The sequence below is a fragment of the Sphingomonas quercus genome, from assembly GCF_018863195.1.
In the GTDB taxonomy this organism is placed as follows: Bacteria; Pseudomonadota; Alphaproteobacteria; order Sphingomonadales; family Sphingomonadaceae; genus Solisphingomonas; species Solisphingomonas quercus.
The window spans coordinates 107597-120556 of record NZ_JAHKRT010000001.1; the positions used below are offsets into that span (position 1 = coordinate 107597).

Sequence of the window (12960 nt, forward strand, 5' to 3'; positions counted from 1 at the left end):
CCGCCCTCGCCAATATGCCGTGCCGCGTTCGTCGCCGGCCTTGCGCAAATCACCGTTCGCGCCGATCAGATGGGCCTGGGGAGGTCGTGCCGCCCTTCAGCAATCGGGGATACGAGATGGGATGCCGCAAGTTCGTCGTAGTGATGATGACAACGATTGCGGCGCTGCCGCTCCACCCTGCGCTGGCGGATGACGCGCCGCGCCTCAAGGCAGATCACTCCTACTATACCTCGATCACCGAGCTTCCGAGCAACCAGGAGAGCGGCGTCGATATCGATCAGTTCATCGGCTATCCGCAAACCGCGTTCGCCAGGATCTTCAACGGGCTGATGACGCAGTCGATGTTGCGCGCGGGCGACCCCTATAAGCCCGGCCCCGCCGGTGCGGTGCTCGAATATCGTGACGACCTTTCGCTCGCCACGCTGGAGCCGCATTACGAGACCGGGACCGAAGCGTCCTCAAAGGTCATGTTCTATTATGTGCAGGACGGCGTCGGCAGGGTCGATACCGGCCCGGGTACCCAGGCCTATGATCTTCATAAAGGCGTCGGCATTCTTCTCGCCCCCGGCACCGCGCAGCATTTCGTCAACACCGGCGACGGCAAGTTGAGCATGATCATGCTAAGCTGGTCGAAGAATGACGGGCTGAAGGTGGCCCAGCCGATCAAGGTGATCGACAGCGACAAATCGCCGCTGAACGAGCGCCGCGCCCATTGGGTGCATTCGGGCAAGCCAATGTTCGGGTTGAGCGACGGCGTCAACATTACCATCTCGCCGATCCTCATCCCGCCCGGCACCTATGCTGGCCCGCACGCCCATTCGGAAGGGGTCGAGGAGATCTGGGTCAAGGTCGGCGCGGACACCGGCTATGCGATCCTCGGCAGCGAGATCCGCAAGATCGACGGCACCGGCGCCTTCCTCGCGCCGCCGAACGGCATCACCGTCCACTCGTCGATGAACCTGACGAGCAACCCGGAAATCTGGCTCTATATTTCCTATCGCAATCCGAACGAGAAGCGCCCGGGGTGGCCGGGGGGCCCGCCGATGGCGAAGCCGCGCGCCGCGCGCTAGTTGCGCTCAGGCGGCGCGGCGGGCGGCGGCCAGCCCCTCGAACGTGCCGCGCACATTCGGGGAGGCGGTCGCCACCAGGCGCGACACCTGGGCGAGAAAGGCCTCGGCGTCGTCATGGCTGTGGCGGCTGGCCATCGCCCACGATCCGAACTCCCGCGACGCAACGCTCCGGTCCGACAGGAGGACGACGGCGCGATGCCGATCATCGGCGCGGATGCGCATCAGCACCCGGTCGAGCATCGGCCCGTCGCCCTCGATCGCCTGCAGGAAGCGCCGGCCGTCGAAATAGAGCAGCCCGGTAATGCCGTCGCGGCGGTTGTTCGCCTGCGAGACCGTCAGGATGCGATCGACCTCGGCCGGCGCGAGCGCGCGCGATGCTGTGCTGATGTAGACGATCTGGCGCATGTCGAAATCCTGACTCGCCCCTGTATCGCCCCAGACGGTTAGCAATTGATGAAGCGGGGGTCGCGGGTGGCGACCCCCAGGCGGTCTATTGATAGCCGCCCTCCTTGCGCTCTTCGGCGGCCTCTTCCTGCGCCTCTTCGAGTGCGCCGCTCTCCTCGTCCTCGGTCGGTTGCTGCTCGGTGTCGGTATTTGCGTTTTCCGGGGTTGTCGCCATGATCTCGTCTCCTCTCGCGGCTCCAACGAACGAATGCAGTTTGGGCTGCGCGAAAAAAGCCAGCGCGGCCGGGCTTCGGCGAGTCGCCCTACGACCAGCCGCCGCAATCCTCGGTATTTTGATGACGCCAAGAAATGGGTTAAATAGTATGCATAGATAGATACGGGGGACTTTATGACGTATCTTACGCGTAGCTTGGCTACGACCTCGCTGATCATGATCAGCCTTCCCGCTTCGGCGGCGACATTCATCGGCGGGACGATAAGCGAGCAATATTATTATCCCGATCTCGCAACGCCCTATGCGCAGGCCAGCTATATCCCGCAGTCCTTCACGGTTGGCGCGGGCCAGGAATCGGTCGTCTGGATCGAAAACGTGACGTCTATCGGCGTGGACTTCTCCGCGGCAGCGCTCGACCTGGACTTCACGACCAGCCTCGACAACCCGACCTTCGGCGTCCAGCCTTTTAACGGGCTGGTATTCACCAGCGCCGCGTTTGCCCAATTCAACGGCGTGACGATCAGCGGCATGACGAATCTGTCCGGATTTGACGCCAGCCGGGTGACCTTGTCTGGTAATGAACTGAGGCTCGACTGGGGCGGGCTGACTTACAACAGCGACACCGTCATCGAACTGAACTTCAGTTCGGCCGTGCCCGAGCCGGCATTGTGGATGTTGCTCATCATCGGCTTTGCCGCGGTCGGCATTTCCCTGCGCAAAGACCAGGCGGGCACGGCTGCGATCAGCTGACCGGCGGACAGACAGGCTCAGGCAGATCCGACGTATTTCCGGCAAAGTGAGCGCGGCGAGGTCGAACCCTCAAGCCGCTACCCACGTCGTCATGAAATCTTGGCGCGCCCGGAACGATTCGAACGTCCGACCCTCAGATTCGTAGTCTGATGCTCTATCCAGCTGAGCTACGGGCGCGCTGTGGGAGGGGCACTAGCCGCGCCTTCGACGGAGCGCAACCCCGTTGCAATAATCTTTCCTCATCGCCAAAGCCGTGGCCATGAGCGCGCTCCGCCCCGTCCTTCTCCTTGCCGCCGTGGCGCTGGCGGGTTGCGCCGGTTCTTCGGAGCCCTTTCCATCTCTGTCGCCGCGCCCGATCGAGAAGCTGGACGTCGCCTCCGCGCCGCAGACCGAGGCGCCGCCACCGGCCGCTACCGATCCCGCCGCCGATTCGGCCGCGCGCACCGCCCTTGCTGCCGCAGAGGCGGGCGACCGGGCGTTCACCGAATTGTTGGACACGGTCGCGCCGGTGATCCGCGCGGGTGCCGCGCGGGAGGCCGGCAGCGAGCCCTGGCTCGACGCGCAACAGGCTCTGTCGCGGCTACAGGCGGCGCGGCTGGCGACCTCGGACGCGCTGCAGACGCTGGATGACCAGCGCATGGCACGCGGCTATGCGGCGCCTGATCCTGCGCTGGAAAGCGCCTATGCGCGCGCCGCCGCGCTGGAGGCGGCGCAGGCCGAAAAATATGCGGCGATGAACGCGCTCTTCGCGGCGCGCTAGGCGCCGAGGAGCCGCGCCGCATGGGCGGCGTGATAGGTGAGCACGCCGGAGCACCCCGCCCGCTTGAACGCCATCAGCGTTTCCAACACGAGCGCGTCGCGGTCCCCCGCGCCGGCAGCGGCGGCGGCCTCGATCATCGCATATTCGCCGGACACCTGGTAGGCGAACACCGGCACCTCGAACCGATCCTTCACACGGCGGATGATGTCGAGATAGGGCAGGCCCGGCTTCACCATCACCGTGTCCGCGCCCTCGGCGAGATCGAGCGCCACCTCGCGTAGTGCCTCGTCACTGTTGGCGTGATCCATCTGGTAGCCGCGCTTGTCGCCCTTGAGCAGGCCGCGCGAGCCGACCGCGTCGCGGAACGGGCCGTAGAAGGCGGAGGCATATTTGGCGGAATAGGCCATGATCTGGACGTCCTGCCGCCCGTCCGCCTCCAGCGCCTGACGGATGGCGCCAACGCGGCCGTCCATCATGTCCGACGGGGCAACGATGTCGGCGCCGGCCTCGGCCTGGACGCGCGCCTGATCGACGAGCACGGCCATCGTCTCGTCGTTGAGGACGCGGCCGGCGGCGTCGACCAGACCGTCATGGCCATGGCTGGTATAGGGATCGAGCGCGACATCGGTGAGCACGCCCACCTCCGGCACTGCGTCCTTGATGGCGCGGATGGCGCGGCACATCAGATTGTCCGGATTGAGCGCCTCCCGCCCATCCTCCGTGCGCAGGTCCCGCGGCGTATTGGGGAACAGGGCGAGGCACGGAATGCCCAGCTCCCGCGCTTCCCTTGCCCGCTCCACCGCGCGATCGACCGACCAGCGCGACACGCCGGGCAGTGTTGCGATCGGATCCTCGACGCCGGAACCATCCGTGACGAACAGCGGCCAGATGAGGTCGGAGGGCGTCAGCACCGTCTCGGCGACGAGCGCGCGGCTCCACGGGGCGATGCGGGTCCGGCGGAGGCGGAGGGCGGGATAGCTGGTCATCCCCGCCCTGTAGCGCTCCGTCCGGCTCAGGTCAGCGGAAAACGAACAGGTAAAGAAGGATGATGATGGGGATCGGAATGCCGATCAGCCACAACATAATGCCTTTCACGGGGCGGTCTCCTTCGCATCGTTGCGGGACAAGAACGTGAACAATGACGGACCGGTTCCGTTGGACCCGGAGCGGCACGGCCGCGTTATGAGCGCAATGGCCAGCCCCCTTCCCCGCTCCGCGGTGCTCATCGTCAACACCCGGTCCCGCAAGGGGGAGAAGCTGTTCCGCTCGGCGAGGGAAAAGCTGGAGCACGCCGGCATCACGCTGATCGCAAGCCATTCGGTTCGCGATCCGCGCCGGCTGCCCGAGCTGGTGCGCGACGCCGTGGCAGAGGGCGCGCCGATGGTCATCGTCGGCGGCGGCGACGGCTCATTGTCGGCTACGGTGGATCATGTCGCCGGCACGGATACGGTCTTCGCGCTGCTGCCGCTCGGCACCGCGAACAGCTTCGCGCGGACCTTGGGCATTCCGATTGATCTCGACGGGGCAGTGGCGGTGATCGCCGGGGGGCGCCGGCGGCGCATCGACCTCGGCATGATCGACAAGGACTATTTCGCCAATTGCGCGACGCTGGGCGTGCCGCCGCTGGTCGCAGACACCGTGCCCCACGGCCTCAAGCGCTGGCTCGGCCGGCCGGGCTATCTCGCCTGGGGAGCGTGGAAGATGGCGCGCTTTCGGCCCTTCCGCCTGACCATCGGCGAGGGCGCCGCGGCGGTGACCATGGACGCGCTGGAGGTGCGCATCGCCAACGGCCCCTTTCACGGCGGCACGGAGATGGTGGAGGGCGCCGATGTCGCCTCCGGGGAGATCGTGGTCCAGGCGGTCGAGGGCCGCTCGCGTCACCGGCTGATCTGGAGCTGGCTTGCCAGCCTGCTGCGACTGCGCAGCCGCAAGCAAACGGTGCGGGAGTTCCGCGGGGCGAGCCTGCGCATCGCCACCGAACCCCGCCTGCCGCTGTCGATCGACGGCGAGGTGCTGGCGCGCACCCCCGTCACCGCCCGCATCGCGGCAGGCGTGATCGAGGTGGCAGCGCCGGCCGATTGATCAGCCGGCGGGCTTCATTCTCCCGGCGGGCTCGGCATCGCCCTCGGATTGCTCGCTCGCCTCGTCGGGGTCGGTGACGGTAAGCAGCGGCCCTCCGCGCCATTTGCCCCAGCGATAATAGGCAAGAGACAGCAGCATCGAGGTCAGCGAACTGATCGGGATCGTCCACCAGATCGCCTCGGCGCCATAATAAGGCAGCAGCGACACCATCAGTCCCAGCCGCACCGGGAACAGGGCGATGAACAGAATCACCAGCGGCCCATAGACGGCGCCGTTGGCGCGCACCGTGCCGAACAGCACGAACGTGACGCCGAACAGCACGAAACCCCAGCTCGCCACCCGCTGAATATGCTGGGCGATCGGCAGCGACGGGCTGTTGGCGCCGAGGAACAGGCCGAGGGCGTGGGCGTCGATCACGGTCAGCACGGTCACCAGCACGCCCGTCATCACCACGTTGCACCACACGCCCGAGCGGGTGACGCGCTGCACCCGGTCCCAGCGGCCGGCGCCGATATTCTGCGCCGCCATGGCGCTGACCGCCGCACCCAGCGCCAGCGCCGGCATCTGCACATAGGTCCATAGCTGGGTGGTGACGGCATAGGCGGCCGTGGTCACCACGCCCTGGCGGTTGACGATGCCGATCACCGAGATCTGGGACAGCGAGACGACGATCATCTGCAACCCCATCGGCAGCCCCTTGGCGAGGATGATGCGGAGCAGCGCCGGGTCGGGGACCAGATAACGAAGCTCGCGCCCACGCAGCCGCAGCGGCAGGTCGCGCGAGTAGACATAGGTGAGGAGGGCGGCGAGGCTCGCATAGCCGGCGATCGCCGTCGCCACCGCCGAACCGGCGATGCCGAGGCGCGGCGCCGGGCCGAGACCGAGAATGAAGACGGGGTTGAGGCCTGCATCCAGCACCGCGCTCAGCCCCATGAACCAGAGAGGGGTGAGTGAATCGCCGGTTCCGCGCAGGCCCATCATCAGCACGACGCTGACGAAGCTGGCCGGCATTACGGCGAAGATCACCCGCATATAGGCGGCGGCGAGCGGCATGGCGTGGCCCGGGGTCGCCATCAGCGACAGCAAGGTCGGCGTCGCCAGCCAGCCGGCCACCGCCACCACCAGCGACAGCATGAACAATGTGCCGACCGCCGTGCCGATGGCACGGCGGGCCATGTCGCGATCCCCCCGGCCCCAATTCTGGCCGACGATGATCGTCGCGGCCATGCCGAAACCGAAGATGGTGGCGAACATCAGGAACATGATGATGTTGGCATTCGAGGTGGCGGCGAGCGCATCCTCGCCGAGGAAACGGCCGACCCACACGGCGTTGATCGACCCGTTCAGCGATTGCAGCACGTTCGACAGCAGGGTCGGCACGGCGAAGGCGAGCAGGGTGCGGGTGATCGGCCCGGTGGTGAGGTTTGCTCCTGCATTGCCGCGCATGCCGCCATCCCCCTCCCGCGAATCCGGTGCGCCGGGATGGAGCGACGGAGGACGGCTGTCCAGTCGCGTTTGCGGGGAGGCGCGCGATGGCGCGATGCCTCCCGTCTCGTTAAACGGGAGGCGAGTGGCAGGGCTGTCCCGGAGCACGCGCATTGTCCCCCGATACCGTCGCCCTGAGGCATCGAGCTTGTCGAAATGCCGTACCGAAGGGTCGTCGCGTCTCGCCCGCCCTTCAATGCGACTTTCGACAGGCTCAGCCTCAACTCAGTACGCACGGATAGGTCGGGATACCCCGGCGCGCCCCGGCGTGGCGGACGTCGCACGTGCCAGCGCTGATAGCCGGGACGGTTTTCCCCCGGGCTCAGGGCGAACTCCGGAAAGGCCAGACATCTCGCCGCGACCTTCTATGCCGGACGGCGGCTCTACCGGCGCCGGATTCCTGACCTCGGCCCGGCGGACTATGGACGTGCCGGCTTTGACGGGCAGGACGACTCCCCGGCCCCCGAGGCAGATCCTCCCGTAACAGCAGAATCGTTACGGAGCCAGCACGATCATGACAGCCGACGCCCCAACACCCGCACCTCGCTCGGCTCGTAGCCGAGACGTTCGTAAAAGGCCGCGACCGGAGCGTTGTCGGTACGGACCATGAGTCGGACGACCGGGGCGCCCTGCCCGGCAAGCCAGCCTTCCGCCGCTGCGACCATTTGCCGGCCCAGCCCCTCGCCCTGCCGGTCCCCGGCGACGGCGAGGTAATAGAGCCAGCCGCGATGGCCGTCATAGCCCGCCATTACCGTCGCGATCAGCCGGCCGCCCTCGTCATGGCCGGCGAGCACCGTTGACGAGGCGCAGGCCAGCGCCGCGTTGATGTCGGCGGCGGGATCGTTCCACGGCCGGGTGAGGCCCGCCGCCTGCCACAGGGCAACGGCGGCGGGCGCCTCGGGCGTCAGGTCCGCGATCGACAGGCTCATCCCAGCCGGGCGAGGGCCGCCCGCAGCCGTTCCGCCTCGGCGGAACGCTCGGCATGATCGGCGCGGGCCTTGTCCACCGCCTCGGGCTTGGCGCGCTCGACGAAGCCGGGATTGCCGAGCCGGCCGGCAAGCGCATCCCGCTCCTTCTCGGCACCCTCGGCGGCCTTGGCGAGGCGCGCCTTCTCGGCGGCGATGTCGATCACCCCTTCCAGCGGCAGCACGAAGGTCGCCTCGTCCACCGGCACCTGCGCGGAGCCGCCGGCCGGCGCGTCGCCGAGCTCGGGCTGGATGCGGGCAAGGCGGGCGATGGCCGCGGCGTTGCGCTCCAGCCGGGCCAGTGTCGAGGGGCCGGCATCCCGGATATGAGCGGGGATGCGCGCGCCCGGCGGCACGTTGAGGCTGCTGCGTGCCGCCCGCACCTCGCTGACGAGGCGAATCAGCCAGTCGATCTCCGCGGCGGCATCGGCATCGAGCGCGCGCGCGTCCGCCATCGGCCAGCGGGCGACGATCAGGTCGCTCTCCCGCTCGCCGAGCGCGTGCCACAATTCCTCGGTGATGAACGGCATGAACGGATGGAGCATGACCAGGATCTGGTCCAGCACCCAGCCCGCCACCGCCTTCGTCTCGTCGGCGATCCCGCCTTTTTCGACGTCGCTCGAAACAGGCTTGATCAGCTCCAGATACCAGTCGCAGAAGCTCGCCCAGACGAACTGGTAGACGGTGTTCGCCGCCTCGTCGAAGCGCAGGTCGGCGAGCGCGAGGTCCAGCGCCTGCACGGTGCGCACCGTCTCGGCGATGATCCAGCGATTGACCGGCAGATCGGCGACCGGCGGCTCCAGCGTGTTTGAGCCGCCGATGCCATTGGCCTGCGCGAAACGGGCGGCGTTCCACAGCTTGGTCGCGAAGTTGCGATAGCCCTCGACCCGCTTCTCATCGAGCTTGATGTCGCGGCCCTGGCTCTCCATCGCTGCCAGCGTGAAGCGCAGCGCGTCGGCCCCATAGCGATCGATCAGGCCGAGCGGATCGACGGTGTTGCCCTTCGACTTGGACATCTTCTGGCCCTGCGCGTCGCGCACGAGGCCATGAAGGTAGAGCGTGCGGAACGGCACCTCCTTCATGAATTCGATGCCCTGCATGATCATCCGCGCATCCCAGAAGAACAGGATGTCGAAGCCGGAGATCAGCACGTCGTTCGGATAATGGCGCGACAGCTCCTCGCTCTGCGTCGGCCAGCCGATCGTGCCGAACGGCCACAGCGCAGACGAGAACCAGGTGTCGAGCACGTCCGGATCGCGGCGCAGCGCCACGCCCTCGCCGGCCTGCGCCTGCGCGTCCGCCTCGGTCTCGGCGACATAGGCCGTGCCGTCCGGGCCATACCAGGCGGGGATCTGGTGCCCCCACCAGAGCTGGCGGCTGACACACCAGGGCTGGATATTCTCCAGCCAGTTATAATAGGTCTTCTTCCACGTCTCCGGCACGACCTTGATCGCGCCGGACCGCACCGCCTCCAGCGCCGGCTTGGCGAGCGTTTCGGCATCGACATACCATTGGTCGGTCAGCCACGGCTCGATGACGACGCCGGAACGATCGCCATAGGGCGTGGCGATGGTGCGATCCTCGACCTTCTCCAGCAGGCCCTCCGCCTCCAGCCGGGCGACGATCGCCAGCCTCGCCGCGAACCGATCCAGCCCGATCAGCTCGGCCGGGATCAGCCCGTCCGCGGTCTGGGCGATGCGCGCCGCGGCATCGAGCATGTTGAGCATGTCGGCGGGGCGGATGCCGGCGCGGCGGCCAACCTCGAAATCGTTGAAATCGTGGCCCGGCGTGATCTTCACCGCGCCCGAGCCCAGCTCCGGATCGGCATGTTCGTCGGCGACGATCGGGATCAGGCGACCGGTGATCGGCAGGCGCACCTCTTTGCCGACGAGATGCCGGTAGCGCTCGTCCTCCGGATTCACCGCCACCGCCATGTCGGCCAGCATCGTCTCCGGCCGCGTCGTGGCGACGGAGAGCGCGCCGGAGCCGTCGGCGAGCGGATAGCTGAGATGCCAGAATTTGCCGGCGACTTCCTTCGTCTCCACTTCCAGATCGGAGATGGCGGTCTGGAAGCGCGGGTCCCAGTTGACGAGGCGCTTGTCGCGATAAAGCAGCCCGCGCCGGTGCAGCTCCACGAAGACATGGACGACGGCCTTCGAAAAGCCCTCGTCCATGGTGAAGCGCTCGTTCGCCCAGTCGCAGGATGCGCCCAGCCGGCGCAGCTGACGGGTGATCGCCCCGCCCGATTCCGCCTTCCACGCCCAGACATGCTCGACAAAAGCCTCGCGGCCGAGCTCGGTGCGCTTGCGGCCCTCGGCCTCAAGCTTGCGCTCCACCACCATCTGGGTGGCGATGCCGGCGTGATCGGTGCCGACGACCCACAGCGCGTCCTTGCCCTTTAGGCGGGCATGGCGGGTCAGGATATCCTGCAGCGTGTTGTCGAGCGCATGGCCGATATGCAGCGAGCCGGTGACATTCGGCGGCGGCATGACGATGGTGAACGGCTCGGCAGCAGGGCGGGACGGGCGGAACCGCCCCTCCCCTTCCCAATGGGCATACCAGCGCGCCTCGATGTCGGCGGGGTCGAAGGTCTTGGGCAGATCGGTCATGCAGCGGCGGTAGCGGGGTGGTGGATGGCGTTCAAGACAGCTGACTGCCCCTCGAACCGCCGGCGGCAGACTATCGCGCGGTCCACCTCTTCAGCCAGCCCAGCACTTCCTCATGCCATTGCAGGCTGTTGCGCGGCTTCAGCACCCAATGATTCTCGTCCGGAAAGACAACGAGCCGCGACGGGATATTGCGCCGCTGGAGCGCGGTGAAGGCGCCGATCCCCTGGGTATAGGGAATGCGGAAATCCTTCTCGCCATGGATGACGAGCATCGGCGTCTGCCAGCGATCGACCATGTTGACCGGGTTCCAGCGCTCATAATCGGCCGGCGCTTCATAATAGGGACGGCCGCCATGCTCCCATTCGTCGAACCACAATTCCTCGGTCTGATAGGCCATGCCGCGCGCGTCGAACACGCCGGCGTGGGTGACGAGGCATTTGAAGCGGTCCGGCCAGTTGCCGGCGATCCAGTTGGTCATGAAGCCGCCATAAGAGCCGCCCAGCGCGCAGGCGCGGCTTTCGTCCAGCCAGCCATAACGCGCGGTGGCGGCGGCGAGGCCGAGCCTGAGATCCTCGAGCGGCTTGCCGCCCCAATCCTGGTTGATCGCGTCCGTGAAGGCCTGGCCATGGCCGGTCGAACCATGGAAATCGATCGTCACCACGCCGAATCCCGCCTCGGCCATCACCGCCGGGTTCCAGCGATACGACCAGCCATTGCCGAAGCTGCCCTGCGGCCCGCCATGGATAAGGAAAGCGATCGGCAGCCTGGTGCCCGCCGGCACCCCGGCCGGCTTCACCGCCCAGCCCCACACCGTGTCGCCGCCGGCGCCCTTGAAGCTGAACTTCTCCGCGGTCGGCATGTCGACGCCGGCGAGGAGGTCGGCGTTGATCGCCGTCAGCTGCGTTCCGCCGCCACCCGCTGGCGGCAGCCGGTACAGATCCGCCGGCGCGAGCATGGTATCGCGCGCGACGATCACGCCGCCATCCGTCAATGGCACCATCGCGCTGACTGTGCCGGCGGCGCTCAGGCGGGTGACCTTTCCAGTCGGGATGTCGACGCGAAACGCCGGCACGTCGAATTCGTCCTCGGCGGTGACCAGCAGGCTTTTGCCGTCCTTCGCCCATTGGATGGAGCCGACCGAGCGATCCCAGTCCCGGGTGAGCGCGCGCACCTTGCCGGTGGCGAGCTCGCGCAACTGGAGCACGAGCCGATCCGATTCATAACCGGGCCGCGCCATTGCCGCATAGGCCAGCCACTTGCCGTCCGGCGAGACGGCCGGCTGGGTGTCCATCGCCTTGTTGGCGGCGGTGAGGTTGGTCGGCTCGGCCGAACCGTCCGCGGGCACCGACCAGATATCGAGATTGGTGGACAGCGGCTCGATCCGGCCGGCCTCGCGGAGCGTGAAATAGACCGTCTTGCTGTCCGGGCTCCAGTTCAGCTCCTCACGACCGCCATAGGGCCGGGAGGGCGCGTCGCCGTCGAGCCGCTCGATCGAGATCGCCCGCCCCTGCCCGACGCCATTGGCGAGCGGCAGCACGAACAGCATGTTGCGCGTATCATCCGCCCATGTGTCCCAGTGTCGGATGAACAGCCGGTCATAGGTGCGCGCCGAGCCGGCTTCCGGCGATTTCGGCGGCACCGGCTCGGCAAGGTTCGCCACGCCCGGGCGCCGCGCCGCCCACACGACCAGGCTGGCGCCGTCGGGGCTGGGCAGGAAACCATCGACGCCGGCCGGGAAGCGCGTCACCTGGCGCAGATCGCCACCGGGTGCGATCGCGAACACCTGTCCTTCGCCGGTACGGTCGGAGAGGAACCAGAGGGTGCCGTCGTCGGTGTAATAGGGATCGGTGGCGTTGTGCGTCGGATCGGGGGCGAGCTTGACCGGCCTCGCGCCCTTCACCGAGAGATTCAGCGACCAGAGATCGAAATGGCCCTTGTTGCCGGTCCAGTCGGTTTCGCGCTGTTGCCAGACAAGGGTGCGCCCATCGGGCGACGCGACCGGCGCGGACAGGCGGCGGAGCGAGGCGAGGTCCTTCGGCGTGAACGGGCGGGAATTGGCTGTGGTGGCCAACAGGGCCGCAGAAGCTGCGGCAAGGGCCGCGATGGAGCGCATTTTCATGGCTATATTCTAGCCGGTTTGCGTTCGGCTGAAAGGTGTTCCGGGGCAGACAGGCGGATGGATGGCTCCCCGGCGGACGCGAACCGACGGGGAAAAGTCAGCTCCGGTCCGCCGTCAGCCTGGCGATTTCCTGCACGACCAGCCGCTCGACCAGGGTCGGCAGCTCCGCGTCCAGCCACGCCTTGAGCATCGGCTTCAGCAACTCGCGAACGAGGCCGTGGAGAGTGTCGTCGGCCGGATCGCCGCTCCTGAGCTTGAGGCTGGAGAGGTAGGTGAGCGCCTGCCGGCTGGCGTCGGCGGCGCCGGGCGATACCAGGGCCGGGGCCGGCCGCGGCGCTGGCGCCGTCGCAGCTTGAGGCTGCGGCGCGGCGGTGATGTCCAGCGGCTCCGTCAGCTCCAGTTCGTCGTCCGGCTCGGCCTCGGGCGCCACCTCCTCCTCGGTGATGACGCGCCGGATCGAGGCCAGGATGTCCTCGATGGATTGTTCGTCCGGTCCCATGA

12 protein-coding genes and 1 tRNA gene are annotated in these 12960 nt (G+C 67.5%); 4 read left to right on the top strand and 9 right to left on the bottom strand.

All coding sequences use genetic code 11. From position 1 onward, the window contains the following. Nucleotides 1-143 precede the first annotated feature (143 nt). Complete coding sequence (locus tag KOF26_RS00525) at nt 144-1070, top strand: cupin domain-containing protein (protein WP_216318326.1); 927 nt, start codon at nt 144-146, stop codon at nt 1068-1070. Nucleotides 1071-1076: 6 nt separating this feature from the next. Here KOF26_RS00525 and KOF26_RS00530 read toward each other — a convergent pair whose 3' ends face one another. Together KOF26_RS00530 and KOF26_RS17255 are read right to left on the bottom strand one after the other, a co-directional pair. Continuing rightward, on the bottom strand, nt 1077-1475 hold the full coding sequence (locus tag KOF26_RS00530; RefSeq protein WP_216318329.1) for a BLUF domain-containing protein: 399 nt from the start codon (nt 1473-1475) through the stop codon (nt 1077-1079). A gap of 85 nt (nt 1476-1560) precedes the next feature. After that, a complete protein-coding gene (locus KOF26_RS17255) occupies nt 1561-1689 on the bottom strand; it encodes a hypothetical protein (protein WP_301183099.1) in 129 nt (42 codons plus the stop codon). 216 nt (nt 1690-1905) lie between these two features. Between KOF26_RS17255 and KOF26_RS00535 the strand changes: the two genes are divergently transcribed. Beyond that, the gene (locus KOF26_RS00535) at nt 1906-2439 is read left to right on the top strand and encodes a PEP-CTERM sorting domain-containing protein (RefSeq protein WP_216318332.1); all 534 of its coding nucleotides are present in this window, start codon (nt 1906-1908) and stop codon (nt 2437-2439) included. A gap of 100 nt (nt 2440-2539) precedes the next feature. Here the strand turns inward: KOF26_RS00535 and KOF26_RS00540 are convergent. Beyond that, a tRNA-Arg gene (locus KOF26_RS00540) sits at nt 2540-2616 on the bottom strand. An 82-nt stretch (nt 2617-2698) separates the two neighbouring features. Between KOF26_RS00540 and KOF26_RS00545 the strand changes: the two genes are divergently transcribed. Continuing rightward, the gene (locus KOF26_RS00545; protein WP_216318335.1) at nt 2699-3199 is read left to right on the top strand and encodes a hypothetical protein; all 501 of its coding nucleotides are present in this window, start codon (nt 2699-2701) and stop codon (nt 3197-3199) included. Here the strand turns inward: KOF26_RS00545 and hemB are convergent. Next, nucleotides 3196-4185, bottom strand: coding sequence for a porphobilinogen synthase (hemB, locus tag KOF26_RS00550; RefSeq protein WP_216318338.1), 990 nt, complete (start codon nt 4183-4185; stop codon nt 3196-3198). The two genes, KOF26_RS00545 and hemB, sit on opposite strands and share 4 nt — an antisense overlap. A 196-nt stretch (nt 4186-4381) precedes the next feature. Between hemB and KOF26_RS00555 the strand changes: the two genes are divergently transcribed. Then, nucleotides 4382-5281, top strand: a complete 900-nt coding sequence (locus KOF26_RS00555) for a diacylglycerol/lipid kinase family protein (protein WP_435876828.1) — start codon at nt 4382-4384, stop codon at nt 5279-5281. Here the strand turns inward: KOF26_RS00555 and KOF26_RS00560 are convergent, their stop codons facing one another. The 5 genes from KOF26_RS00560 to KOF26_RS00580 all read right to left on the bottom strand — a co-directional run bounded on the left by KOF26_RS00560 (nt 5282) and on the right by KOF26_RS00580 (nt 12958). Beyond that, on the bottom strand, nt 5282-6727 hold the full coding sequence (locus tag KOF26_RS00560) for an MATE family efflux transporter (RefSeq protein ID WP_216318344.1): 1446 nt from the start codon (nt 6725-6727) through the stop codon (nt 5282-5284). Nucleotides 6728-7278: 551 nt separating this feature from the next. Continuing rightward, on the bottom strand, nt 7279-7695 hold the full coding sequence (locus KOF26_RS00565; protein WP_216318346.1) for a GNAT family acetyltransferase: 417 nt from the start codon (nt 7693-7695) through the stop codon (nt 7279-7281). After that, the gene (locus KOF26_RS00570; protein WP_216318360.1) at nt 7692-10340 is read right to left on the bottom strand and encodes a valine--tRNA ligase; all 2649 of its coding nucleotides are present in this window, start codon (nt 10338-10340) and stop codon (nt 7692-7694) included. Before KOF26_RS00570 ends, KOF26_RS00565 begins: the two co-directional genes overlap by 4 nt. Nucleotides 10341-10410: 70 nt before the next feature. Then, nucleotides 10411-12453 carry a S9 family peptidase gene (locus KOF26_RS00575; protein WP_435876829.1) on the bottom strand — a complete coding sequence of 681 codons (2043 nt, stop codon included), beginning with the start codon at nt 12451-12453 and terminating at the stop codon, nt 10411-10413. 103 nt (nt 12454-12556) lie between these two features. Beyond that, nucleotides 12557-12958, bottom strand: coding sequence for a DUF2497 domain-containing protein (locus tag KOF26_RS00580; protein WP_216318367.1), 402 nt, complete (start codon nt 12956-12958; stop codon nt 12557-12559). Between the last annotated feature and the right edge of the window lie 2 nt (nt 12959-12960).